Source organism: Streptomyces sp. NPDC050738 (assembly GCF_040654175.1).
GTDB lineage: Bacteria > Actinomycetota > Actinomycetes > Streptomycetales > Streptomycetaceae > Streptomyces.
The window spans coordinates 88548-112345 of record NZ_JBFAHN010000001.1 but is presented as its reverse complement, the minus strand read 5'-3'; the positions used below and the strand labels follow the sequence as shown (position 1 = coordinate 112345).

Annotated in this window: 19 protein-coding genes and 1 tRNA gene; 8 read left to right on the top strand and 12 right to left on the bottom strand. The window is 68.9% G+C overall.

The genetic code is table 11. The features are described from left to right. Nucleotides 1–120: 120 nt before the first annotated feature. Both AB0H78_RS00535 and AB0H78_RS00530 read right to left on the bottom strand, forming a co-directional pair. On the bottom strand, nucleotides 121–657 hold the full coding sequence (locus AB0H78_RS00535) for a DUF397 domain-containing protein (protein ID WP_363231964.1): 537 nt from the start codon (nucleotides 655–657) through the stop codon (nucleotides 121–123). Then, on the bottom strand, nucleotides 654–1502 hold the full coding sequence (locus AB0H78_RS00530; RefSeq protein ID WP_363231963.1) for a helix-turn-helix transcriptional regulator: 849 nt from the start codon (nucleotides 1500–1502) through the stop codon (nucleotides 654–656). Before AB0H78_RS00530 ends, AB0H78_RS00535 begins: the two co-directional genes overlap by 4 nt. Before the next feature lie 215 nt (nucleotides 1503–1717). Between AB0H78_RS00530 and AB0H78_RS00525 the strand changes: the two genes are divergently transcribed. Next, nucleotides 1718–2359 (top strand): ATP-binding protein, encoded by a 642-nt coding sequence (locus AB0H78_RS00525; RefSeq protein WP_363231962.1) that lies wholly within the window; start codon nucleotides 1718–1720, stop codon nucleotides 2357–2359. A 6-nt stretch (nucleotides 2360–2365) separates the two neighbouring features. On the opposite strand, the gene AB0H78_RS00520 is transcribed toward AB0H78_RS00525, so the two are convergent. Next, nucleotides 2366–3115, bottom strand: coding sequence for an HNH endonuclease (locus AB0H78_RS00520; RefSeq protein WP_363231961.1), 750 nt, complete (start codon nucleotides 3113–3115; stop codon nucleotides 2366–2368). Between the two features lie 159 nt (nucleotides 3116–3274). Here AB0H78_RS00520 and AB0H78_RS00515 point away from each other — a divergent pair, with 159 nt between their 5' ends. Further along, complete coding sequence (locus tag AB0H78_RS00515; RefSeq protein ID WP_363231960.1) at nucleotides 3275–4492, top strand: DNA cytosine methyltransferase; 1218 nt, start codon at nucleotides 3275–3277, stop codon at nucleotides 4490–4492. Here AB0H78_RS00515 and AB0H78_RS00510 read toward each other — a convergent pair. The 4 genes from AB0H78_RS00510 to AB0H78_RS00495 all read right to left on the bottom strand — a co-directional run bounded on the left by AB0H78_RS00510 (nucleotide 4427) and on the right by AB0H78_RS00495 (nucleotide 10885). Continuing rightward, nucleotides 4427–4882: a very short patch repair endonuclease gene (locus AB0H78_RS00510; RefSeq protein WP_363231959.1), complete on the bottom strand. Its 456-nt coding sequence runs from the start codon at nucleotides 4880–4882 to the stop codon at nucleotides 4427–4429. The genes AB0H78_RS00515 and AB0H78_RS00510 overlap by 66 nt on opposite strands. A 184-nt stretch (nucleotides 4883–5066) precedes the next feature. Beyond that, entirely contained in the window at nucleotides 5067–6203 is a 1137-nt protein-coding gene (locus AB0H78_RS00505; protein WP_363231958.1) for a NaeI family type II restriction endonuclease, read from the bottom strand. A 111-nt stretch (nucleotides 6204–6314) separates the two neighbouring features. Continuing rightward, nucleotides 6315–9263, bottom strand: coding sequence for a Z1 domain-containing protein (locus AB0H78_RS00500; protein ID WP_363232683.1), 2949 nt, complete (start codon nucleotides 9261–9263; stop codon nucleotides 6315–6317). Nucleotides 9264–9334: 71 nt separating this feature from the next. After that, complete coding sequence (locus AB0H78_RS00495; protein WP_363231957.1) at nucleotides 9335–10885, bottom strand: ATP-binding protein; 1551 nt, start codon at nucleotides 10883–10885, stop codon at nucleotides 9335–9337. A gap of 217 nt (nucleotides 10886–11102) precedes the next feature. On the opposite strand from AB0H78_RS00495, the gene AB0H78_RS00490 reads away from it, so the two are divergent. Together AB0H78_RS00490 and AB0H78_RS00485 are read left to right on the top strand one after the other, a co-directional pair. Next, nucleotides 11103–11176, top strand: a tRNA-Met gene (locus AB0H78_RS00490). Between the two features lie 69 nt (nucleotides 11177–11245). Continuing rightward, entirely contained in the window at nucleotides 11246–11758 is a 513-nt protein-coding gene (locus AB0H78_RS00485; RefSeq protein ID WP_363231956.1) for a 2'-5' RNA ligase family protein, read from the top strand. Nucleotides 11759–11770: 12 nt separating this feature from the next. Here the strand turns inward: AB0H78_RS00485 and AB0H78_RS00480 are convergent, their stop codons facing one another. Both AB0H78_RS00480 and AB0H78_RS00475 read right to left on the bottom strand, forming a co-directional pair. After that, nucleotides 11771–12022 (bottom strand): DUF6479 family protein, encoded by a 252-nt coding sequence (locus tag AB0H78_RS00480; protein WP_363231955.1) that lies wholly within the window; start codon nucleotides 12020–12022, stop codon nucleotides 11771–11773. Between the two features lie 115 nt (nucleotides 12023–12137). After that, complete coding sequence (locus AB0H78_RS00475) at nucleotides 12138–15365, bottom strand: S8 family serine peptidase (RefSeq protein WP_363231954.1); 3228 nt, start codon at nucleotides 15363–15365, stop codon at nucleotides 12138–12140. A gap of 213 nt (nucleotides 15366–15578) precedes the next feature. Between AB0H78_RS00475 and AB0H78_RS00470 the strand changes: the two genes are divergently transcribed. Next, nucleotides 15579–16097 (top strand): SigE family RNA polymerase sigma factor, encoded by a 519-nt coding sequence (locus AB0H78_RS00470; protein ID WP_363231953.1) that lies wholly within the window; start codon nucleotides 15579–15581, stop codon nucleotides 16095–16097. Between the two features lie 88 nt (nucleotides 16098–16185). Beyond that, nucleotides 16186–17424: a hypothetical protein gene (locus AB0H78_RS00465; protein ID WP_363231952.1), complete on the top strand. Its 1239-nt coding sequence runs from the start codon at nucleotides 16186–16188 to the stop codon at nucleotides 17422–17424. A 200-nt stretch (nucleotides 17425–17624) separates the two neighbouring features. Here AB0H78_RS00465 and AB0H78_RS00460 read toward each other — a convergent pair whose 3' ends face one another. Both AB0H78_RS00460 and AB0H78_RS00455 read right to left on the bottom strand, forming a co-directional pair. Next, entirely contained in the window at nucleotides 17625–19298 is a 1674-nt protein-coding gene (locus AB0H78_RS00460) for a bifunctional 3'-5' exonuclease/DNA polymerase (RefSeq protein WP_363231951.1), read from the bottom strand. Between the two features lie 70 nt (nucleotides 19299–19368). Then, the gene (locus AB0H78_RS00455) at nucleotides 19369–20658 is read right to left on the bottom strand and encodes a LuxR C-terminal-related transcriptional regulator (RefSeq protein ID WP_363231950.1); all 1290 of its coding nucleotides are present in this window, start codon (nucleotides 20656–20658) and stop codon (nucleotides 19369–19371) included. Nucleotides 20659–20797: 139 nt separating this feature from the next. Between AB0H78_RS00455 and AB0H78_RS00450 the strand changes: the two genes are divergently transcribed. Together AB0H78_RS00450 and AB0H78_RS00445 are read left to right on the top strand one after the other, a co-directional pair. Then, nucleotides 20798–21709, top strand: a complete 912-nt coding sequence (locus AB0H78_RS00450; protein ID WP_363231949.1) for an NADP-dependent oxidoreductase — start codon at nucleotides 20798–20800, stop codon at nucleotides 21707–21709. Between the two features lie 46 nt (nucleotides 21710–21755). Beyond that, the gene (locus AB0H78_RS00445) at nucleotides 21756–22595 is read left to right on the top strand and encodes an alpha/beta hydrolase (RefSeq protein ID WP_363231948.1); all 840 of its coding nucleotides are present in this window, start codon (nucleotides 21756–21758) and stop codon (nucleotides 22593–22595) included. Here the strand turns inward: AB0H78_RS00445 and AB0H78_RS00440 are convergent. Next, nucleotides 22576–23748, bottom strand: coding sequence for a DUF2786 domain-containing protein (locus AB0H78_RS00440; protein WP_363231947.1), 1173 nt, complete (start codon nucleotides 23746–23748; stop codon nucleotides 22576–22578). The two genes, AB0H78_RS00445 and AB0H78_RS00440, sit on opposite strands and share 20 nt — an antisense overlap. Nucleotides 23749–23798 lie beyond the last annotated feature (50 nt).

The window sequence follows — 23798 nt, the reverse complement described above, 5'->3', positions numbered from 1 at the left end:
AACCGGTTCCCAACCACCCCTGCATTAAAGATGGTTGTTGAATGAATGTTCATCGTCTGCTGAGTGGGGCTGGCAGGAATCGATGCGCATAGCGTCTGCACGTACACGGCTAACGGTACGTCAGTGGTGACCTGATGTCAGTGCGCCGCAGGGGGGGAATCGGCACAATGGCGTAATTGGCATTGCATCACTCTTCTCGCTGGGCATGTGCAGCGCCCAAACAGTGCCGATCATCCTGCGGGCGGTCAGAGCTCCGGTAGGGCATCGGTGTGCGGCGTCCACCACATCATCGTGGGCGGTGGGGAGCGGGATGCCTGATTGGTGGCCGTGGTCAGTGCGAAGCGGCGTTGCGTCCGCCCCATGGGTGCCACCGCCCCCCGTCAGCGCCGAAGTTGCATATGAACACAGGTCGGTGGAGCGGGTGTTGTGAAGACGTACCTCGCGCGCGGCGCGTATATGTGGCGGAGTGGCGAGGAACCCCGCCCAGGCCTCAGCTGAGATCCTCAGCTGAGGACCGTCCGGGCGCTTCGAGTCGCGCACGCGGACACCCGAGCCATCCACGCGGAACGCGGCCTCCACGCACTCGGTGGAATTGGCCCCGCTGTACGACGATTTGAACCAGGCGTGATGAGCGCTTGCGGCGGGTACTGCGGTCACTGCAACTCCTTGCGGACACGGTGGATCATTGAAGACGAGGCTTCCATGTCCAACGCTTGTGCGCGGAGGTAGTCGAACGCAAGCCGGTAGCGGTCCAGTTCCGCCTCCTTCTCCAGGAAGAGGGAGCCGGTGTGGATGTCGACGTACACGACATCAAGGGAGGCCTCGGCGTTTCCGATGATGACGAAGCTGCCCAGGGCAGCACCGTGGGCTCCCTTGGAGAAGGGCAGGATCTGGAGAGTGATGTGAGGCGACTCATTGGCCTCCAGGAGTCTGCCGAGCTGCTCTTTCATGATCTCGGGTGAACCGACGACTCGGCGGATCACGGACTCATCGAGGATCGCCCACAGCCGGGGCGGCGTAGGCCGGACCAGGATCTCCTGTCGCTTCATGCGGATGTCCACGAGCCGCTCGATCTCCAGCGGTGCGAGGCGGACCTCGTTGGCCTGCTGCAGGGCAGTGCTGTAACTGCGGGTCTGTAGAAGGCCTGGCACGTAGACGCAAGAGAAGTGGTCCTCGCGGACTGCGTCATCCTCCAGCGTGAGCAGAAGGTTCATGCTCTCGGGGATCGCGTCGGTGAAGGAGCTCCACCAGCCCTGCTGTTTCGCGTCCCTGGCGAGGCCAACAACTGCTGTGCGTTCAGCGTCGGTTGTGTCGTACTCGCGACAGAGTGCATCCACCACGAGCCACTTGACGGGGCCTGCCTGGGTCTCGTACCGGCTGACGGTCGCCTTTGAAATACCCACGAGGTTCCCGGCCTGCTCCAGGGTCAGCCCCTTGCGCGCACGCAGCTTGCGCATCATCGCGCCGAGCTGCCGACGGCGGGTTGTGGTCTGTACGGACATGCGGCACTCCCAGAGTGGGCCGGGCGCCTGCCCGGGGATCGCAATCAGGCTATGCAGTACGGAAGTTGCCGGACTACCGGATTCACTCGATGGATTCTCGTGAGAAGTTACATGGCGAGACTTCTCTGTGTCATGCTCGGTCACAGATCGCTACGCAGTGCAGCCGTTTGGATACGGCGGGCGCAGTGCTGCGTGGCTGCGGAGGGAGTTCGGCAATGACCGGCTACGAGAACACTGAACCCCAGCTTCGATGCGTCCTGCCGTTCGAGGCATCGCCGGCGGAGATGCGGCTGTTGCGCAGAGCGGTGGCTGCACAGTTCATGCAGTGGGGGGTCGCTGCTGCGGTCGATGAGGCGCAGCTTGCCGTCACAGAGCTGGCCACCAACGTCATCAAGCACGTAGGCGGGGGAGCTGCCGCAACGCTGATCATGACGTTGCACGGGGGCCGCATCCGGCTTGAGATGCACGACAAGAGCCACGTGGTTCCGTCACCCGCCCCGGTAGGGGTGCATGAGGAGGAATGCGGGCGAGGCCTGCACCTGCTCGTGCACTTGGCGGCGGACTGGGGGACGCTCCTCACGGCAACCGGGAAAGTGGTGTGGTGCGAACTCGATGGAGCACCAGGCGACTTCAGCCGAAACGTCGAGCGGGCGGCTACGGTCCTGGAGGGGTATCAGGGGCGGAGCGAGCCTGGCGCCAGGGCTGGCGGGCCTCACTCAGCGGGGCTGCGGCTTACGGAGTCCGCCGTGGAGCTGATCACGGATCTGCTGCACTGGACTGCAGCGCGGGGTGACGACCCGGACGACATCCTGGACCGCGCTCAGATGCACTACGAGGCGGTGTCGGAGGTTGCCTAGCGCGGCCTATCGCCCTTCGTCGCCGGAATCCCGGATCTCGTCACGGAGCTCATCCGGTGTGCGCCAGGATTTCCCCCGATGGCTCCTGTGGCACATGCGGTGGCAATTGGCGCAGAGGAACGCGAGGTCGTCGAGCCTGGTCTCGGTCGGGCCGGAGACATGGAGAGGGAGGACGTGGTGCACCTCTATGTAGCCGTCGCCGAGCTGGCCGTATGTGCGGCGGAAGTCGAAGGTGCAGACAGCGCATTGGATGGCCTGTCCGCGCGAGAGAGCTCGCTTGATCTTGCGGTCGCGCAGGCCTCGGTCCCGCTCGCGGTACAACGCCCAGCGGGCCAGCAGTCGCCCCTCCGGGGCCGTCGTCATACCGTCGTCACCTGCCTCGTCCGGCTGCGGCGGAATGGCGTGCAGCTCTCCGGAGCCGATGCCTTCGCGGAGCGCTTTCGCCGAGGCCAGCATCTCGGTGGGGTGCTGTACGAACGCCTTCACTACTTCCCGGGTGAGGCGGCCGCCTCTGGTGGGAGTGCCCGGATAACTGGGGTGGGCCGTGCTGATGTCGGTGGTCTTGCGGCTCACGCTGTTAGGGGAGCGGAAGCGCGGGTCGTCGCCAGCTGCGTCGGCGTTGAGGGGGAGCGACCGGAGCAGGTCAGACAGATCGATCACGTCGGCATAATTCTGGCGCAGCTCGTGCCAGTCATTCTCCATGACCAGTGCGCACGCCAGCAGCAGTTCGTCCCAGGACCAATCAATCCTCGCCATGGGAATATCGTATGAGTGTTCGCCTTGGGATGTGTGGGGAACCGCGTGTTCCACGGGATGACGGATACTCGTGGAGGTCGCGTTGTCAGTGGGGTCTGTCACCCTCTGTGATGACTGGTTGCAACGAGTGCCAGTCGGGCACGTTTGGAAGGAGGGTGTATGACCAGCACTAAGAGGAAGCTGACCTCGGTTGAGATCTGCGCCGGGGCTGGTGGGCAGGCGCTGGGGCTTCACAACGCGCTGTTCAAGCACCTCGCGCTCATCGAGATCGACCCCAATGCAGTCGCCACGCTCAGGAAGAACGTGGAAGGCAGTGCAGAGTGGGGCAACTGCAAGGTGATGCAGGAGGATCTCACTCAGCTGGATCCGTATGCGCTGCGGAAGGAGCTGAAGCTGGAGCCCGGAGACCTTGACCTCCTGGCCGGCGGGGTCCCGTGCCCGCCGTTCTCCGTGGCGGGCAAGCAGCTCGGCGCGGACGACGAGAGGGACTTGTTCCCGACGATGCTCAAGCTCGTCAGGGAGCTGGAACCCAAAGCTGTAATGATTGAAAATGTCCGGGGTCTGCTGGAACCTGCGGAGAAGTTTCAGGACTACCGCGAAGAGATCCTCGACAGTCTTCATCTTCTCGGTTATGAAGTGTGCTATTGGGAGGTGCTTGAGGCTAAGAACTACGGAGTTCCGCAGCTCCGGCCCCGCGCCATTCTGGTAGCACTGAAGAAGGATTACGCCGAATTCTTCGTGAAGAAGAAGCCGAAGGAGCGAGCCCTCGTCACGGTTGGCGACGCGCTGGAGAAGACCATGCGCGAGAGGTACAACGCAGTAGAGGACCCTCGGGCTGACGAGTGGTTCGACCGCTGGCTAGAGAAGGCGTCGAAGGGTGTTGCCCCTACGCTAGTTGGTGGCTCCAAGAAGCATGGTGGTGCCGACCTCGGGCCTACGCGAGCCAAGAAGGCGTGGGCCACACTCGGTGTCTGCGGGCTGGGCGTTGCAAACGAGACGCCTGAAATGAAGCTCAAGGAGAGCGAGGACCGCGACCTGTTCTCGCCTGCCGGCCCCAAGCTCACTGTGACGCAGGCAGCGATGATTCAAGGCTTCCCTGAGGACTGGGAGTTCCAGGGGAAGAAGACCGCCGCGTACAGGCAGGTGGGCAATGCGTTCCCGCCTCCGGTTGCGGAAGCGGTTGGTGTGCAGATCCGAGTTGCCCTGGAAGCTGCGCGCAAGAACAAGGTGGTCGCGCCGGTACGCGAGTGGGAGAAGCGGGAGATCACTGGACAGCGGGACAGCGAGCTTCTGTTCAAGCTTTCAGATGTATCAACTCCGGTGACTGCGGAGGCGGTTAACGGTGTCCGTGATCGTGAGAGCGCAGTCGTCGGGTGACTCGTGCTCCCAGAAGCGCAGCACGGTCCAGCCCGACTCGGTGAGTTGGTGGTTGGTGTCGACGTCGCGTGCGATGTTGCGGGCGACCTTGTCCGACCAGTAACCGGAGTTGGTTTTCGGGGGTACATAGTGCTCCGGGCATCCATGCCAGTAGCAGCCGTCGATGAAGACTGCCACTTTCGCGGGGCGGAACACCATGTCGGCAGTTCTGCGAAGGCCGGGTAGCGGCGTGGCCGCTACCCGGTAGCGCAGACCGTTTGCGTGTATAAGTCGCCTGATCAGACGCTCCGGCTGGGTGTCCCGGCTCCGGATTGCCTGCATATTCCGGCGGCGAGCTGCAGAGGACGCCCAGGACCCTTCAGGGCGATCCCAGCCCGTCTCAGCATTCACTTTAGCGGGACCCCTACGTTCTTCATTCAGCGCTTGAGAGCGCCGCTCGACGACGGACGGATGGGAGAGCACAGGCGATAACGCGGTGCTCTTCGTGAGGCATGGCGGCCTGGCTGGTTGATTTGCCAGGCAATCGAGATGTCTGAATGGGTAGCTATCGGGTGAAAATGAGCTTGGAGAGGCTCTACCTGTCGATCTCTTGATTGTCAGGAAGGTCGGGTGCCGGCTCGGGCTCAGAAGGCCGCTCATCCTCACGAGCACGCGCCCAGAAATGTCCTTTCAGTGAAAACTTCGGTCGCGCATCGTCAGATGAGACGGGTACGAGACGGGTGGAGATCCACTCGCCCTTGATCGGTACCGGCAACCTGAGCGCGTGGGCGACGTGTGGGTGTGATCCTTGATGACCCAGCACCACAATGCCCTTCGGACGCAGAGCTTTACGGGCGTCGCGGGCTCGCTTCGGGGCGTCGTCCTGCTGACCGACGGTCAACACGGTCTGTCGGCCGACGAGACGGTCCTGCACCTCAAGGAATAGCTGGTTCAGCCGCTGCTGGCCCGACGAGGCTCGGCGAGGCAGCGACGCAGTGAGAATCCGCTGGCGCGTCTCGGTATCTAGATGGAGCAGCAGGTTAGTCGGCAGATCTGTCTGGAGCCCGCCCCAGAGCCAGTAGACCTTGGAATGGGCACCGTCGATGAGCTTGCGCTTGTTGTCTCGGTTGTATGCACGGACAGGGTCGCCGTTTGCATCCCGTGCCCTCTTCCAGCGCAGTCGTTCATCGGTGATCCGCACGATGCCCGCGGCCCACTGGCTTTTGTCGTCGTTCATCCAGGTCACGACTGCAGCGTGGTCGTCACGACCACTCCGCTCTCCATGGTCAGCGCACAGGTACATTTCCATAGGGATCTCCCAGCCGCCGAGATCCTTGGAAAACTTGCAGTCGATGTCGAAGCCAGCGATGGACCAGTCGAGGTCTGCACCATTGTCAATGGCGAACTCCTTGGTGAGGTTCACCTCGACGGCAGTACCGAGATACGTCTTTTCAGTCTTCGTCAGGTGCTGGTATGCCCAGCGTCCCGTCCGCTGGCCATCGAGCAGCTCATCGAGGGAGTCGCGGAGTGCCCATCGGAAGCGCTCTCGCGCCTCCGGCTGGTTGTTGAACCACTCCACGAACGGGGCAAGGTCATCGGGGACTTGCTGCGTAAGGCCGGGCTGGATTCGCCACTCGTGCGGCATCTTGCTCATGGCTTCGCGCGGGGGATCCCAGGTGTGGAATGTGTTGCGGCGCGAGTGCTTCGCAGCGAGTGCGCGGGACTCCTGCATGTCAGCCTGTGTAACATTCTGTATCCAGGTGGCTGCTCTGATGTCGTCCTCAAAGGGAAGCAAATCGGTTACCTATCCGGTGAGTTGCTGGTGCACAGGCCAGCATCGCTCTTACTGAGCATTGACGATAGCTGCGTTGGGGTCGTTCGAGTCCTTGGTCCGGAAACGGACGAGCTGGCGAGTGGAGTCGATCGCTGCGGTCGGCGGGATCAGGGTGAAGGCCATGATGACTTCGGAAGGCGCCACGGTGCCGGTAGTTGCGACGGCCTGCACTTCGGCGTCCGTTGAGGCCTCCACGACGGGGTAAAGCAGGATCATTCCGCGGTGCTGGCTCAGTGTGTGCGTGTCGGCCTCGGTCGTGCCGGAGTGTGCCAAGTCGTTCAACTGCTGCGCGTATGCGCGGTGTTCCTTACCGGAGATGCGGCCGAAAGAGGCCTTGCCCGCCTGCCGGCTGCGTCGGGCCAGGGAGAAGGGTCCGCTGCCCATGATGGACGCTTCGATGCGATTGCGTTCCGTGCGGTGAGGTGCGATGACAAGCCAGTCATCGACCCTCCCGAGGCGCCCATCCAGCTGGGCGAGGTAGGCAAGGTGCGGTGCGAGGATCTTGCCGCCCTCCCACTCAAGTCCGCTCAGGATGCCGAGGAGTTCGGAGTGTGCGACCACGGTCGTCGCGGCCTGGAAGGTGCGCGGGAGAGGCGTAGCGCTGTCTGGCTGCAGGCGGCAGAGTGTTGATTTTCCGCTGAGAGCGCTCAGCACTGTCTGCCAGCGCTCCGTGTTGCGGGATGTGACCCTGGGATCCGTGGGATAGGCGGCAGGTTCGATGGGCTTGCCTGGCGAACGGATTTCTACCAGTTCCGCGTTGAACATCTTGTTGCGGGCCGACGGCTTGATCCACGGGAGGTGCTGAGAGACCAATGGAGGGATCTGGGCCGGAGTTACCTGCGGGACGCCGTCCACCAGGGTCGCATACGTGGTGAGTTGGTCGCGGAAGGCCTCCTCGTCGCGGCACACCGCCTCGAACGCCTCGTACAGGTCCACCGTCGTTCGGCCGTGGATCTCCTCGCGGCCGATATAGAGGCGGACCAGGTCGCGGTAGCCCTCGCGGAAGCCGAACCAGCGGCCCATCTGCATGAGAGTGTCCGCCTGTTGGGTCCTGCGGCGGTAGTACGTGACCGTCAGGCCCTCCACCGTGAAGCCTCGCGAGAGCTTAGTGCCGCCCACCAAGATCTTCCACACGTTAGGGGTGCGGTCGAAGTCCAGGTCGTCTTTCGCGTAGTCGCTCTCCTTGTCGCCGTTGACCACGATCACCGGGCTCGCGCCCTTGTTGATCAGGCTGCGGGCGGTGGAGATGTACGGCTTCAGTTCCTCGTATGTCGCCGGGGTCGGCAGGTCCGCCGCTCGGGCCGCGCTGACCGTCGTGAAGTCCGACTCGTACAAGGCGCGCAGGCGGTCATGGTTCTTGTGGCTCATGGGGGCCGACTTGTGCCACATCGTGCTGACGCGCAGGGCCAGTTCGGCGTGTTCCGCCATACGTACCGACTCGTGGATCAGCATCGTGTGGTGGCGGAAGCGCCGCTCGGGGACGCCGTGGTCCGCGCGGTAGAGCTTCACCGCTCCTGCCAGGAGGAAGGCGTCCAGGGCTTCCTGGAGGCGGTCGTCGCCGGTGGAGTCCTCGTAGACGCCTCGGACGTGGGCCAGTTCCTGGGAGTTGGCGAACGTGCGGTCCTCGGGGTCGATCGCCGAGTCCAGGTCGTGGAAGTCCTGGACGCCCATGTAACCGTCGGGGCGGCGCAGTGAGATCAGGTAGTCGTTGGGGAACAGGTCCGCGCCGTCGCCCGGGTCGATGAAGACGTTGGCGAAGGGGGTCGCCGTGTAGCCGACGTACTGGGCGCGGGGGAGCAGGCCGAGCAGTTGGGAGATCAGGGCGTTGATCGCGGTGCGCTTGGGGTCGCCGCCTTCCCACTTCTTCGGGTCGGTGGTGTTGACCGAGGCCTGGTCGGACTCGTCGTCGATGATCAGGGCCGGTATCTCGGAGAGGAGGCCCTGGGCCTGGATCTGCTTGAGGTTGGTGACCAGCTTCTCGAGGACGGCCTTGTTCTTCTTGACGACCATGATGCGGGCCGCCGTGTGGTGCAGATTGTCCGGGTGGTGGAGCGGAAGCCTTCGGTCGCGCTTCTCGAACTCCAGCGCGCGGATGCCCTGTTGGAGGCCCGCGTAGTCCTTGTCGCGGGTAGTGAGGCGGTCGATGTCGGGGTGGCCGAGGAGGGACGGGCGGGCGCCGTACGACACGAAGTCGTCCCACTCGTCGTCGTCGCCCACGTAGTCGATGCCGATGACCGAGTCGAGGTCGGCGGGGTCGGCGCCGCCGAGGATGTTCTCCTGGCCGACCAGTTCCTTGTCGAGGCGGCGCTGGGTCTGTGCGCGCAGGTTGTTCAGAGTGCCGCCGAGCACGATGACCAGGCGATAGCCGGCGTCGATCGCCTTCGCCGTGACACCGGTGAAGTTGGCGGTCTTGCCGGACTGTACGTAGCCGACGACCAGGCCCTTCGACTGGCGTGGGGCGTCCTGTTCCGGGTCGGCCAGGCGTTCGACGACGGAGTGCGTCGCGTCGTCCAGGTGGCCCACGGCGGCGGCGGACAGACCCTTGGCGGCGAGCAGGTCCCGGTACTTGGGCCAGTAGAAGGCGCGGTCGGCGGCTCGCTGCGGGGTGTACCAGGGGGTGAAGCCGGGGCGGGCGATGACCGTCGTGCCCGGCTCCTTGTGGACCGGGGCGGCCGCGTCGAGCGCCTTGCGCAGGTCATCGGCGAAGCCGAGACGGTCGTACGTACGGGCGCGGCGTTCGTCGGTGCGCGGCTGGGTGCCCGCGGCCCACTTGGGGTCCCTGTCGAAGTCCCAGTGGGTCAGCTTCCCCGTCCACAGGGAGGCGAGAGGCGAGTCCCCGGCGGCGAGGTGCGCACGGAACGATTCCTCGTCCTGGACGACGTCCGGGTCCAGCTCCGCGTGCTCGTCCTCGGCTATCAGCACCGCCCACTTCGCGAAGGGCTGCGGGCCTCGCGTCATCCCGTCCAGCGCCCCCGAGTGGATGTCCAGGAGGACATCGGGGGTGATCGCGGCGCTGCTGTCGGCGGTGGTCACGTGGTCTCCTGGCCGTCGAGGTGGCGGTCGCGCTGGGCGTGCACCGCGGTGAGCATGATCGTGTTCCAGTAGTCGAGCTTGTCCTGGCGTCGGCGCTCCCAGCGGCCGAGGGCGAAGCAGTCCTCCAGGAGGAGATAGAGCATCGTCTTGAGCACGGGCGCATCGTTGAGGCTGTTGCGGTGGCCTGCGTTGAACGCATCCCGGTAGCTCTTGTTCAGCTGGATCGTGTGCGCCTCGCGGTCGATCTCGAAGAAACGGTCGGCCGGCAGCGGTACCCAGCCAAAGGTAATCGGGTCCGCGCCGCCCCGCTCGGGCAGTTCCTGCCGTACGGCACGGCGGACCTTCGGATCGAGCCCCTTGCCCGGGTAGATGACCGCCTTGCGCTCGATCTCGGCGCGCGAGGCGCCCTCGCGGTAGACGCCCTGGGCCTCGCTCAGATACGTGGCGAAGGTCCGGCCCGTGGCGTCGGCCGCCTTCTCCAGGCCGCGGGTGAAGGCGGGGGTGGCGGTGACACCCTCCTTCTTCACATCCAGGCTGAAGACGGCGTTCGGCGCGGTGGGGAGGTCGATGGCGACACGGGCGAGGCTGAGGTGGTTCTCCGGCGTACGGTGCCCGTTCCAGCCTCCCGCCTGCACGAGCCGGTCGTTGCGGTAGAAGTAGAAGCCCTGACGCAGGGCGGGCGAGCCGATGTCGCGGTATCCGGGGAGCTTGGATTTCGACGGCCAGATGTGCGCCTGTACGGGGAGATCGCCGAGCCCCTCGACCGGGGCGGTCAGCCCGGCCGGATAGCCGGCGCGGCCAGGCAGGCGGTAGCCGAAGGGGTCGAGGGGATCGACCGCGAGGTGGTCCAGTTCGTCCCCGGGGTGCTCCACGTGCTCCACGACGATGTCGAGGTGGAAGTCGTCGCGGGCCAGGAAACGGTGCAGGTGGAGGCCGAGGTGCCGCTCCAGGCGGTTGATGGCCTCGGAGAGATAGCGCTCGGTCTGGCCCGGCGCGACCGTCTCGAAGGTGCGGACCCGGTCCCAGCGCACGATCGTGCCCTGCCACTGGATCACACCGTCGTAGCGGTCGGTGAGCTGCTGGGCGTACGACGGGTCCACGGTGTCGCAGCGGAAGCCGTCCTCGATGCCCGCCGAGGTCAGGCGGCGTCCGGCTGTGCGGCTGCGGCGGGTGCGGCTGATCACGGTGAGTGCGTCGGCATGGGAGAGCGAGGCGGCTTTGAGCCCCGTGCCGTACATGCCGAGCGCGTTCTCGTCGTAGTCGCGGCGGCGGCCTACCGTCATCGCGGCGTCCAGCCCCGGCTCGTCCATGCCGCGTCCGTCGTCGACGATCAGCAGGCTGGTGACGTGGGTGTCGTCGCGCAGAAAGTGGACGACGACGTTGTGCGCTCCGGCGTCGATGGAGTTGTCGATCAGGTCGGCGATCGCGACCTCGAAGCCGTATCCCTGATTGGTGAGGGCCTTGCCGTAACCGGCGTCCGGCGGCAGTCGCTTGCTGCCGGTGGTGGGGACCTCGTACTGCCAGTCGCCGGTGGGTACTTGGGGCATCGTCCGTCCTCCGCATGGCCATTGCAGGCCCGCGTGAAGTGGGGGAGGCCCGGCAACTCAAACAATTATTGTGACGTTACTGCGAAGGTCGGACATAGGGGTCGGGAGTCCCGGTACTGGTGTCGAAAGTCCCTTATCTCCTCCGACCGCACTGTGGGCCTTGGTGGGAATCGATTTCCCAGGTCGGGGTCGAGTGACGTAGTGTCGTGTTCACCGACGCGGGGTGGAGCAGCTCGGTAGCTCGCTGGGCTCATAACCCAGAGGTCGCAGGTTCAAATCCTGTCCCCGCTACTAGCAAGATCGAAGGCCCAGTGCGAAAGCACTGGGCCTTCGGTGTTTTCCGGTGGGTGAAGGGGTGCCGTGAGCGGGTGGGGCGATGTGGTGGGGGACACCGCGCTGACCATCAAGGTGCCCGAGGCCGATGCGCTCGTGCGGGCCGGGTTTCCCGCTCATGTGACCGTGCTCTATCCGTTTCTGCACGAGAGCCTCATCGGGGAGGGTGTGCGGCGCGAGCTGGGCGGGATCTTCGGGGCGCGGGACGCCTTTGAGGTGGAGTTCCGGGAGTTCCGGCGGTGGCCCGGTGTGCTGTATCTGGCGCCCGAGCCGGGTGGTGCCGTGCGGGCGCTCACCGATGACGTGGTCGCGCGCTGGCCCGAGGCCGTTCCGTATCGGGGCGTCTTCGGGGACGACGGGCTCGCACCTCATCTCACCGTGGCCAATGGGGAAGGGCCGGAGACCTGGCGTGCCGCCTATGACGTACTGGAGCGCGAGCTCGCGCCCCGGCTGCCCCTCGTCAGCAAGGTGCGCGAGGTGCAGTTGATCGTCTGGGACGGGGCGCGGTGGTGCGACCGTGAGGTGTACGCGCTCGGGTGAGACCAGCGCACGTCAGTGGCCGTGGTGGTCGTGATCGTGCAGGTGGTGCGGGGTGAGGCGGGTGTCCTGGAGGGGCAGCTCGTTCGAGCCCGGCCGTGCCTGGACCTCGCCCGGCGGCCTCTGCGGGTCGGCCGGGTAGTGGGGGTGGTCCGCCGGGGACGGCGGGGTCGGGCGGTGGGCGGTGCGGCGTATGCCCCACCAGACTGCCGCGATCAGCGCGGCGGCGACCACCAGGCCTATGGGGATCAGCGTCAGTGCGTTCATAGGGGTTCGGGTACCCGGTGGGTCGGCCCGCAGTCACGGGGACGGTGAAGCGCCCCGGCGGAGAACCTCTGCGGTCTCCGGCGGGGCGCCGTCGGGGCGGGCGGGTGAGCCGCCGTCAGCGGATCTCGTACGCCGCGTGCACCGTCTGCGTCACCTTGCCGCCCTCGCGGTTCTGCGCCGTGACGCGCAGGGAGGCGAAGGGGATCAGCGACGCCGGGTCCTTGGAGTTGGTGACCGTCGCCGTCCAGGTGCCGTTCGCGTTACGGGTGACGGGCGCCGCCGTCCACGTCGTACCGTCGTCGAAACTGACCTCCGCCGTCAGGGACTTGACCCGGGGGCCGCCCTCCGCGCGCACCGTGACCGGGGTGGTCGCCGCGCCCACGGCCGTGGCGTTGCCGAGGCCCAGGGCCTCGGGGGTGATGCGCAGCGTGTTGAGCGGCAGGTCCCGCGCCTGGCGGGTGGCGGTGTGCCGCGAGCGGAACGTCCAGTCGGTGGTGACGCGGCTGGACGTCGGCAGCGACCAGCCGTCGCGGGTCTGGTCCAGGCTGAGCGTGTACGTGCCCTCGTCGTACGGGAGTTGGGCCGTGAGTGCCGGTGCGGTGCCCGTGCCTGCGGAGGTGGCGAGCTCGGTGCCGGCGCCGTTCGTCAGGGTCAGGGTGGAGTTGCCGGTGGAGAAGCCGTAGCGGCCGGGGGTCGCGTCGACGAACCAGTTCGGGACCGAGACCGTCGCCGTGTCGCCCTGGCGGACCGCGTTGCCTTCGGCGAGCACCGGGCCGAAGGCGGACGCGCCGAACGCCTCCTGGGCGCCGTCGGTCAGTTCCCTGACGTCGATGAAGCCGGTCGCCCCGCCCCGGGAGCTGTTCAGGCCGACCGTGCGCTCCCACTGGAGGCCCGGCACGGCGTTCTCCACGTAGTGCGTGAGGGTGATGCCCGCGCCGAGGTTGGTCCGCAGCAGCCGGATGGCGTCGGAGTCCGGGTAGACCGGGCTCATCTGGAACGCGATGCCCTGCGAGCTGTAACCGGTGCTCCGGTACTGCGTCTCGGTGTGCGTCAGCTTCGCCAGGCTCGCGTGGTGCGTCAGGTCCGCGGGGACCTCGTCCTTGCGGACGTCGAGGGTGTCGGCGCGCCAGTTCTTGGTGGCGCTCTTGGTGGTCGGGAGGAACGCCGAGTGGTGGTGGTAGACCAGGCCGGACGCCTTCGCCGGCGGGACCATGGTGGTCGTCGACGGGGTCACGCTGGTCTGCCAGTCGACCTCGATGTCACCGATCCCGCGGGTGAGGTCGAGGGTCTGCTGGACGAGCTTGGCGTTCGGGTCGTCGTTCAGGACGGCGTCCAGTTTCGACGTCGTACGGGAGTCGACGGTGACCGTCTGGGCGCCCGCCTTCACTGTGACCGGGACGTTCGCCATGACAGCCACGGACTTTCCGGTCAGGTCCTTGATGCGCATGTACACCGGCATCGCGTACTCGCCGGCGGGCAGGTGGACCGTGCCGGTGCCGTCTGCCGCGACGACCGCGTCCTGCTCGCCCGTCTTCATGTTGATGATCGGCCAGGCCTGCCCTGGGACCGGATTCCCCGCGAAGTCCAGGAAGTTGACGGTGACGTCGCCCGCCTCCGGCTCGATGTACGCGCCGATGACCGTACGGACCGTCTCGCCGCCGCCCTTCGCGGTGAGGACACCGCCGTAGGCGCCGGGCTTCGTGCCCCGGCCGCCGATCTCCAGCTCTGCGGTCGCCGTGCCGTGCGCCGAGACGCGCACCGTGCGGTCCTCGGCCCTGATCGCCTGCGCGTCCTCGGTCAGGTGCAGGGTCACCGGACGGTTGGAGGCGTTGGTGTAAGTGACCTTCTTCTTCGCCGACTTGGTGCCGTACTTCACGTACGTGCTCGCGTTGGCCGGGTCCGCCGTGACCGTCGCCTCGGTGGCCGCCGCCACGTCCAGCTGGCCCGCGCCCGTCTGGAAGGGGGTGTGGTCGTCGGAGGACGCCGAGCCCGTCAGGGCGTCCTTCAGCTGCCGTCCGGTCCAGGCGGGGTGCTGCTGGGCGAGGATCGCGGCCGCGCCTGCCACGTGGGGTGTCGCCATCGAAGTGCCGGAGAGCGACGTGTAGTTGGCGTCGATGGGGGTGCCGAGCGAGGTGCCGGTCGCGCGGGCCGCGACGATGCCCACGCCGGGGGCCGCGATCTCCGGCTTCACGCCGTAGTCGCCGATGCGCGGGCCCCGGCTGGAGAAGTCGGCGAGCGCTCCGGTGGAGTCGACCGCCCCGACGGTGAGCGCGGCGTCCGCGCTGCCGGGGGAGTCGATCGTACGGTCGCTGGTGCGGCCCTCGTTGCCTGCGGCGATCACGAACAGGGCGCCGGTGGACTGCGACAGCTCGTCGACGGCTGCTTCGAGGGGGTCGGTGCCCTGGGTGTCCGTGCCGCCCAGCGACATGTTGACGATCTTCGCCTTGACGTCCTTGGTCGCCCACTCCATGCCGGCCAGAACGCCTGAATCGGTGCCCTGGCCAGCCGAGTTGAGGACCTTGGCGATCGCGAGCGAGACGCCGGGGGCGACCGAGGGGTACGCGCTGCCGCGGCCCGCGATGGTGGCGGCGACGTGCGTTCCGTGGCCGTTGGCGTCGCCCTCGCCCGTGCCGGTGAAGTCCTTGGACGCGACGATGGCGCCCGCCAGGTCGGGGTGCGTCGCGTCCGCGCCCGAGTCGACGACGGCGACCGTGACGCCCTTGCCGGTCAGGCCCTTGGCCCACGCCTTGTCGGCGCCGATCTGGTGCGTGCTGGTGTCGTCGAGCGCCTTGCGCCTGCCGTCGAGCCACAAGCGGCTGTCGTCGCTCTTGAGGGTCTGCGACCAGACCGTGTCGAGGTCCGACTTCTTCACCGCGCCGGTGGTGAAACCGAGCGCGGGCAGCGTACGGGCCGCCGCGGGGCTCGACTTGGGGGCGTCGTCCGCGATGAGCGGGAGGGTGGTGCGGTCCTTGTCGCCGTACTGCATCGCGAGGAGCGCGGTGACGTCGAACAGGCGCGGGTCCAAGCGCTGTTCGGCGATCAGGGGCTGCGCGTCGGCGGGCGTGACGGAGGTGTGGCCGTCCTTGCCCCGTACGGTCGCGAAGGGGATCTCCTCGCGGCCCTCGGCCGGTTCCACGGACGTCAGCTTCCGGCCGTCCGGGCCGGGGTGGACCGTCACCTTGTCGCCCGTGACCAGGGTGACCGTGCGGGAGCCGGCCGGTCCGGCGGGTATGTTCTGGGTGTTCTGGGTGTTCGGCACGTCGTCGGCTATGGCGAGGCCGGGCGGGAGCGCCGTACTGCAGACGACCGCGGCAGCAAGTGCCGCGCGTATGAGGGGTCTCAAAACGTCCTCCGGGGACAGGTCCGGGCAGGTCGGGGTGGACTGACCCTTCCATGTGCTCTGCACGGACAGCCGCGCACGGCGTGGCGGGAACCTGCCTGGCGGGCTTCCGCCGCCGCAAGATTCTTGGGGTGGGGTGAAACATTTCCCGGGGGCCGGAGCATCAGAGAGATGTAGGGCCGCACAGGGGTGCCACAGGGGGAGGACAGAGAGCGTATGAGGCGAGCAGCGCGCGCGGAGGAATTCCGTGAGTTCGCGGCCGGCCGGGCCAGTCACCTCTACCGGTCCGCCTGCCTGCTCACCAGCGGAGACACGCACCTCGCCGAAGACCTCGTGCAGGAGACGCTGGGCCGGATGTACACGCTGTGGGGCGGCCGGATCACGCGGATCGACAACCCTGCGGGCTATGCGCAGACCGTTCTCGTACGGACCTTCCTCGCCCATCAGCGCCGGCGGTCGGCCACGGAGCGGCCGGTCGGGGAAGTGCCCGAGGGGGCGGTGCCTGCGGCCGGGGACGATCCGACGCTGCGGGTGGCGCTGCTGGGCGCGCTGGCACGGCTCGCGCCGAAGGACCGGGCGGTCGTGGTGCTGCGGTACTGGGAGGACCGCTCCATCGAGGAGACCGCCGACGCGCTGAACGTCAGCTCGGCGGCCGTACGGACGCGGGCGGTACGGGCGTTGGCGAAGCTGCGCGAGCAACTGGGCGGGAGTCTGGCCGAGTTCGCGGCTCACTGACCTCTGCCTTCTGCGCTCTGCCCTCTGCCCTCTGCTCCGGATTGACTGAAGCTTTCACACCGTAACTACGCGAATGGGTAGGTTTGCCATGCCATTTGAGGACCAGCTGGGTGACTCGCTCCGCCGCACCGGCGAGAGCTTCCACCCCGACGACAACCCCGCCCTGGTCGCCGGTGGCGAGCGCCGTGGCCGCCGTACGGTCAGGCGGCGGCGTACGGCCGCGGTGACCGGGAGCGTGGTGGCGCTGGCGCTGGTGGGGTTCGGCGGGGCGTACGCGGGTGGGGTGTTCGACGCGGACGGGGTCAGTGGCGGGGCCAAGGGTGCGTCGGTGGCGGCGCCTGCCAAGCCGTCGCCCGTCGCGTCCCCGGGGGGCGTCACCAAGGAGCAGGTGCTCAAGATCTTCAAGGGGCTGCTCCCCGACGGGAAGACCACGCAGGAGACCGCATCGGGAGCGGACCCGGACGCGGGCCCGAAGTCGGTCTCGCCGGGGGCGTCTCTCGTCTTCGACGACGGCCACGGCAAGGCGGGGATCGGGATCAGCATCTCCGCCGTGGGCAAGGACCCCGACGTCGTCGACGGGTACGTGACCTGTCCTTCGAAGGCGATGGTGAACTACGACAGGTGTGCGGCCGGGAGTCTGCCGAACGGCTCGCGGTTCATGGTCATCCAGGGGTACGAGTACCAGGACCAGCCCGACGGCACCAAGAACTGGCGCGCCTCTGTGGTCACCGCCAACGGCATCCTCCTCGACGCGAACGAGTACAACGCGCCCACCGAGAAGGGCTCGGCGACGACCCGGACCAACCCGCCGCTCTCCATGACCCAGATGAAGGCGCTCGTCACGTCCACGGCGTGGAAGCCGGTGATCGCCAGCGTGAAGCCGCTCGACGAGAAGCCCAGGCGCTCCACGGAGCCGAGCGCGGCTGACGTGCAGTCAGTGCTGATCGCGTTGCTCCCCGCCGAGGTCAAGGTTGCCGACAAGGGCGGCCAGAGCGGCTACGGCTTCGTGGTCGTCAATGACGGCAAGGGCGACAGCCTCGTCCAGATCAACGTCCAGCGGAACATGCAGGACGTCACGCCCGTCGGCGAGATCACGACGCTTCCCGACGCGAGCCTGCTGGGGCTGAACGAGGGGGTGGGCGAGAAGGGCGGTTCCGGGGTCGTGCAGCGTACGGCCGACGTGGTGGCTCCCGATGGGTTCCGGGTGGTGATCTCCGCGTTCAACACGGGGAATCAGGCCTCGGCGGCGACCCGGGCGAAGCCGGCGCTGACGCTTGCGCAGCTCAAGGCGATCGCCCTGGACCCGAAGTGGCGCGCGCTGAAGTAGGGACGGGGATGTTCCCCCACCCCGCCCCTTCCCGAAACCGGGGCTTGCAGCCCCGGCCCCCGCAGGGAAGGGGTTGCGCCCCGTACGCGGCCTTCGGCCGCGTGTCCTCAATCGCCGGACGGGCTTGATTTTGCTGATCTCGGCTTGATTCTGCGGGTGCGGGTGCGGGTGCGCGGGTGGGGGCGCGCCTTCCCGGCCCCTCACTTCGCGTCGGCGTAACACCCCACCACCGCCACCGTGAACGGAAACCTCACCGGCGTCTCCCCGAACGCGATCCGGCCGGCCAGGTCACCCGCCTCGCGGATCAACTCCGTCACGGCCTCCGCCTCCGCCAGGGGGCAGTGCACGATCACCTCGTCGTGCTGGAAGAACACCAGCTCCGCCCGCAGCCCCGCCCCTGCCAGGGACTGCCGCAACGCCGCCAGCATCAGCAGCGCCCAGTCCGCCGCGCTGCCCTGCACCACGAAGTTACGGGTGAAGCGGCCCCACGCCCGCGCGTCGTTCGACGCGAAGCCGGGTGCAGGGCCGTCCGACGCGTCCTGGGGAATCCCCGCCTCGTCGGCCTCCTCCGCCCCCGTCGGGCGCGGGCTCGTGCGGCCCAGCCAGGTCCGCACCAGGCGGCCCTCCTCGCCCGCCTTCGCCGCGTCGTCCACGTACGCCACCGCCTGCGGGAATCTGCGCCGCAGCGCGGCGAGGTTCTTCAGGCCGTCCCCGGACGTCTGGCCGTACACCGCCCCGAGCAGCGCGATCTTCGCGTGGTCGCGGTCGCCGCTGAACGCCCGGTCGGAGAGCCGGGTGTAGAGGTCCTCCTCGCTCCCGGCCACCTCCATCAGGCCCCGGTCGCGCGAGATCGCGGCCAGCACGCGCGGCTCCATCTGGTCCGCGTCGGCGACCACCAGGCACCAGCTCTCGTCGGCGACGACGGCCCGGCGGATGACCTTCGGGATCTGAAGTGCCCCGCCGCCGTTGGTCGTCCACCGTCCCGAGGCCGCCCCGCCCGGCTGGTACTCCGGTCTGAAGCGCCCCTCGCGCACCCAGTCCTGCAGCCAGCCCCAGCCGTGCGCCGTCCAGATGCGGTAGAGCTTCTTGTACTGGATGAGGGGTGCCACCGCCGCGTGGTCGATCCCCTCGATCTCCCATCTCCGCGTCGACTTGACCTTGATCCCGGCCTGTCCGAAGGCCTTTATGACATCGGCGGGCAGCTCGGGCCGCACCCGCCGCCCGAAGGCCGCCGACACCTCGTCCGCGAGCTCCGCCATACGGCGCGGCTCGCCCCCGCCCGCGTACCGCTCGCCCAGCAGCTCGTCCAGGACGCGGCGGTGGACCTCCGCCGACCAGGGCAGCCCGGAGGCGTTCATCTCGGCGGCGACGAGCATCCCCGCCGACTCCGACGAGGTCAACAGGCGCATTCTGTCCGGGTGTTCGGCCTTGTCGTGCCGGCGCAGCTGGTCTGCGTACACCTCCAGGAGCGCCTCGAAGGGGACCGTGACCGGCTGTGGTTCGAAGAGGGAGGACTGCGAGCCCGGTTCGGCGGCGCGCGGCGGCGGATCGGGGGGTACGGGACCGCCCCGCAGCCGGGCCCAGGCGGCGGCTGCCGAGCGCGGTTCGCCCAGGCGGCCCTCGTGGCCGAGCAGCAGGAGCTCCGCGTCCTCGATGTCGTAACACCGCTCGACGCGCACCCCGGCGGCGAGCAGCCGCGGATAGATGTCGGCGGTCGAGCGCCACACCCAGCGGGCGACGCCGGGGCGGGAGCGGACCGCCTCGACGAGGTCCGCCTCGTGCAGGACGGGGCCGCTGGGCAGCCCGTCGGAGCCGAGGGGTGCGAGGTGGGCCCCGCCGCCCTCGGCCGCCGCGACGGCCCAGCGCTCGATCATGCAATCGAGTCTGGCACCCGCCACTGACAATCGGGCGTATCCCTCAGGGCCCTCAGGTCCCTCGGAGCCCTCAGGCAGCCGAGCGGAACCTCGCCGCCGCCTCGCCCCGCGAGCCGACCCCCAGCTTGGTCAGGATGTTCGCCACGTGGAACTTCACCGTCGATTCGCTGATGTGCAGCTCCTCGGCGATCGCCCGGTTGCGGTGCCCCTGCGCGAGATGGCCGAGCACCTCCAACTCCCTTGTCCCCAGCTCGCCCAGCGGATCGACGGCAGCGGGCGCCGGCGTCCCCAGCGGCACGACCGCGGTGACCGTCGTCCCCCAGCCGGGGACCGCGTCGATCGTCACCTTTCCGCCGACCGCGCCAAGCCGCTCGTTGACCCGGTGCACGGACAGCGAGCAGTAGGACAGCTCGCCGGGCCCGTCGTCCCGTACGGTCGCGCGCAGCTCACCGCCCGCCACCTGCCAGCCCACGTGGATGCGCTGCAGCGGCGCCTGCTCCAGGACGGCGAGGACCACGGCGCGCACGACCGCCCGCAGCGCGTGCGCCTCGTTCGCGGGTACCGGGCGGCCGCTCTGCTCCACCGGAGGCCCGAGTTCCAGTCGTACGGGACTGTGCCGCAGCAGCGGCGCGAGGGAGGCGGCCAACCGGTCGAAGGCCTCACCTGCGGGTTCCTCCGTCAGCGCCTGGTCGCGTTCGGCCGCAGCGCGCTGGTCCAGGATGGCGGTCACCGCGTAGTCGACGGCCTGTGTTCTGGCCGCCGCGTCGTCCAGGTCCCGGCTGCGCAGCACGCCGAGCAGCCCGGTGAGCGCGGCCGTGTGCGCGTCCCCGAGCTCGGCGATGATGCGGGCCCGCTCGGACGCGGTGGCCCGCGACCGGAGCAGGGCCGCGGGCACGGCCTCCACGGAGAGCCGGTCGGTGTGCGCGGTGATGAGATCCCAGAGCGCCTGTACGTCGTCGAGGCCGGTCACCAGGGGTGCGCCCTCGTCCCGTACGAGAACGAGCGTCGCCCTCTTGGGCGTCCGGTCGCTCGCGACGACCACTACCGCCCGCTCCTCCCCGCCGATCAGTGCGGTCCCCGTCCAGGGCTCCCCGGCCGTCGCCGATGCGGCGATCCGTTCCATCTCGGCGCCGGTGACCCGGCGGGTGACGGTGGGATCGCCGGAGAACTTGAGGGGCGTGTGCGTGCAGTGAGGGGAGAGCTCTACCGCGGTGTGGTGCGGTACGAGGCCGGTGAGCAGGGCGGATGCCCGCGCCAGCATCTCGGGGAGCGGCGCCTCGATGACAGGCACGACGTCGGCGAGCGTGATGCGGTCGATGCGGTCCATGCGGTCGATGCGGTCCATGCGATCCCGGTCCATGCCGACCAGCGTACGACCGGCGGCCAGGTCGGGTCCCTGTCCTTCCGGACAGGCGGAACCGTCCTAAAGGCGGGCCGGGCGACGGCCGCCGGCGCTCAAAGCTGGACCTCACCACCCCACCGCCCCACGGAGGCACAGCATGGAAGCGATCGTTTTCGAAGAGTTCGGCGGCGCCGAGGTCCTGCACCTGAAGGAGATCGACGAGGTCCACGCGGGCCCGGGCCAGGTCCGCCTCAAGGTGGCGGCAGCCGCGGTCAACCCGGTCGACTTCAAGATCCGGTACGGCTGGATGCAGGCCGCGTTCCCCACTCCGTTCCCCGCCACACCCGGCCTGGAGGTCGCCGGCACCGTCGATGAGATCGGCGAGGGCGTCACCGGAGTCGCGATCGGCGACGAGGTCTTCGGCTGGAGCGTGACCGGCGCCTACGCGCAGTACGCCCTCGCCGAGCACTTCGCCCCCAAGCCCGCCGCGGTGTCCTGGGAGTCGGCGGTCGCCCTGCCCGTGGCCGGCGAGACCGCCCGGCGCGTCCTCGGCCTCCTCGCCGTGCGCGAGGGCGAGACCCTGCTGGTGCACGGTGCGGCGGGCGCGGTCGGCTCCGTCGCGGTGCAGCTGGCGGTGGCACGCGGCGCGAAGGTCGTCGGCACCGCGTCGCCCGCCAACCACGAGGCGCTGCGGGCGCTGGGCGCGATTCCGGTTGCGTACGGAGAAGGCCTGGCCGAGCGGGTACGGGAGGCGGCCCCCCAGGGCGTCGACGCGGTCTTCGAGGCGGCGGGCCACGGCGATCTCCCGGCGCTGATCGAGGCGCGCGGCGGGTCGAAGAGCCGCGTCGTGACGATCCTGGACCCGATGTCGGCCGCCGAGCACGGGGCGGTCTTCTCCGGGGAGTACTCCGCCGACCGCGTGGCGGGCCTCGCCGAACAGGCCGGGCTGCTCGCGGACGGCAGGCTGAAGGTCCAGGTCGCGGAGGTCTTCCCGCTCGCGCTCGCCGACAAGGCGCAGCAGCTCAGCGAGGACGGGCACGGGCGCGGCAAGCTGGTGATCAAGCCGTAGCGGAAGGCACTTGTCGTGACCGGTGCGTTCCGACGACGATGGCGCGATGCCTACCTTCACCGCACCGGACGGAACCGAGCTCGCCTACCACCTGGTGGGCGAGGGCGAGCCGCTGCTCTGCCTGCCCGGCGGCGCCATGCGCGCCTCCGCCTACCTCGGCGACCTGGGCGGCCTCGCGGCCCATCGCCGGCTGATCCTGCTGGACCTGCGGGGCACGGGCGACTCCGCGGTCCCGGCGGACCCGGCGACGTACCGCGCCGACCGGCAGGTCGCCGACGTGGAGGCGCTCCGTGTCCAACTGGGCCTGGAGCAGGTCGACTTGCTCGCACACTCAGCCGCCGGCGACCTGGCGCTGCTGTACGCGGCCGCGCACCGGGAGCGCATCGCCACCCTCACCCTGATCACGGCACGGGGCCGTGCGCTCGGCGTCGACTTCCCCCTCGTACACCGCCAGGAGGCGGCCGATCTGCGGAAGTCCGAGCCCTGGTACGACGGTGCGCGCGAGGGGTTCGACCGGCTCTGGGCGGGCACGGCGACCGACGCGGACTTCGACGCCGCCGTCCCCTTCTTCTACGGCCGCTGGGACGCGACGGCCCAGGCGCACGCGGCCCTGGACGTCGCGCAGACCAACGAGGCGGCCTCCGCGGCCTACGCCTCCGAGGGCGCCTTCGACCCGCCCGCCACACGCGCCGTCCTCGCCGGTCTGGAGGCCAGGGTCCTGCTCCTGGCAGGCGAGCTGGACAGCGGCCCGCGCCCCCAAGTGTCAGCCGCGATGGCCGAGTTGTTCCCTGCGGCCGAGCTGGTGGTCCAGCCGGGCGCGGGTCACTTCCCCTGGCTGGACGACCCGGACTTCTTCGTCCGGACCGTCACGACGTTCCTCGGCTGAGGCCGGGACGGGGGTTCTTGGGGTTCTTGGGGTTGCCGGGGGCGCCCACCTGCGCCGCGTCGGCCGCCGCCGTGCCGTGCTCCCAGCCCTCGTAATCCGTCGCGCCGCGCACCCGGGTCGTGGTCGTCCGCGGGAACATCCGGTCCGCGCCCGCCTCGACCGCCACGTCCCGCGCGGCCAGGACCGGCAGCAGGCTGCCGTCCGCCTCGGCCGCCGTGACCTGCTGCGCCGTCTCCGCCAGCCGCTGGCCGAGCCGACTCGCGTACGCCATCAGGAAGGACTGGCGGAAGGTCTTCGTGCGCTTGCGGCCGCCCGCCCGCTGCCCCGCTTCGGCCCGCGTCATGGCCGCGGTGCCCTGGACGAGGAGTGAGGTGTAGAGCAACTCGACGACTTCCAGGTCGGGTTCGAAGCCGACGACCGTGGAGAAGGAGTACGCGCCGTTCCAGACGGCGCGGCAGTGGTTCGCGCCCGCGACCGCGTCGAGGAGGATCGCCTTCGCCGTCTCGTACGGTGCGTCGACGCCGATACGGCACGCGGCCGGCGCATCCGGATCGTGCCCCTGAGCGGAGAGCCGCGCCTCGTCGATGCTGTGCCGCGCCATCAGCTCCTGCGCCTTCGCGCTGAGCGCCTCGGCCTCCTCGGGGAATCCGGTCGCCTCGGCCTTGGCGAGCAGCGCCCGGATCCGCCCGAGCATGCGCGGCTCCGCGTGGTGATGCGGCTGCGATACGAGGAACGAGGCGCCGGGGGCCGGGCCGACCGGCTCGATCGAGGGGAGGCGGAGCAGCAGCCGGTAGAGCTCCAGGGTGGCGGTGGCCCCGGAGAAGCGGTCGCCCGCGCGGTACGGGGCGGGGTCGAGGGCGTCCAGCTGGGGCTGCCAGCGCGGCGGCAGCCGGTCGTACGCCGCCACCTCCGAGGTGATCAGCGAGCAGAGCAGCTGCTCGTGCCCGGGCTCCAGGTCGCGGCGGACGACCCGTACGAGATCGGCGGGCTGCCAGCCCCGCTCCCAGGCCCGCCGTACGAACTCCTCGCCGCGCCGGCGCAGCGCCTCGTCGGCGGTCGGGTCGGCGGCGAGGAGGGAGGCTCCGGTGTCCAGGCCCTCGTCACCGTCGGTGTAGAGCGCGGCTGCGAACGCCTGGTCGATCACCTTGTGCATAGGTCCAGGGTAGGGCTGGGCCTACCCCGCAGACGCCCGCTGGTGGTCGT

Coding starts and splice junctions, on each gene's coding strand:
- AB0H78_RS00460 (WP_363231951.1), bottom strand. CDS start 19,298: ATGATCGAGCGCTGGGCCGTCGCGGCGGCCGAGGGCGGCGGGGCCCAC.
- AB0H78_RS00525 (WP_363231962.1), top strand. CDS start 1,718: ATGACCGGCTACGAGAACACTGAACCCCAGCTTCGATGCGTCCTGCCG.
- AB0H78_RS00445 (WP_363231948.1), top strand. CDS start 21,756: ATGCCTACCTTCACCGCACCGGACGGAACCGAGCTCGCCTACCACCTG.
- AB0H78_RS00505 (WP_363231958.1), bottom strand. CDS start 6,203: ATGCAGGAGTCCCGCGCACTCGCTGCGAAGCACTCGCGCCGCAACACA.
- AB0H78_RS00470 (WP_363231953.1), top strand. CDS start 15,579: ATGAGGCGAGCAGCGCGCGCGGAGGAATTCCGTGAGTTCGCGGCCGGC.
- AB0H78_RS00465 (WP_363231952.1), top strand. CDS start 16,186: ATGCCATTTGAGGACCAGCTGGGTGACTCGCTCCGCCGCACCGGCGAG.
- AB0H78_RS00495 (WP_363231957.1), bottom strand. CDS start 10,885: ATGCCCCAAGTACCCACCGGCGACTGGCAGTACGAGGTCCCCACCACC.
- AB0H78_RS00500 (WP_363232683.1), bottom strand. CDS start 9,263: ATGACGCGAGGCCCGCAGCCCTTCGCGAAGTGGGCGGTGCTGATAGCC.
- AB0H78_RS00450 (WP_363231949.1), top strand. CDS start 20,798: ATGGAAGCGATCGTTTTCGAAGAGTTCGGCGGCGCCGAGGTCCTGCAC.
- AB0H78_RS00530 (WP_363231963.1), bottom strand. CDS start 1,502: ATGTCCGTACAGACCACAACCCGCCGTCGGCAGCTCGGCGCGATGATG.
- AB0H78_RS00440 (WP_363231947.1), bottom strand. CDS start 23,748: ATGCACAAGGTGATCGACCAGGCGTTCGCAGCCGCGCTCTACACCGAC.
- AB0H78_RS00515 (WP_363231960.1), top strand. CDS start 3,275: ATGACCAGCACTAAGAGGAAGCTGACCTCGGTTGAGATCTGCGCCGGG.
- AB0H78_RS00455 (WP_363231950.1), bottom strand. CDS start 20,658: ATGGACCGGGATCGCATGGACCGCATCGACCGCATGGACCGCATCGAC.
- AB0H78_RS00480 (WP_363231955.1), bottom strand. CDS start 12,022: ATGAACGCACTGACGCTGATCCCCATAGGCCTGGTGGTCGCCGCCGCG.
- AB0H78_RS00520 (WP_363231961.1), bottom strand. CDS start 3,115: ATGGCGAGGATTGATTGGTCCTGGGACGAACTGCTGCTGGCGTGCGCA.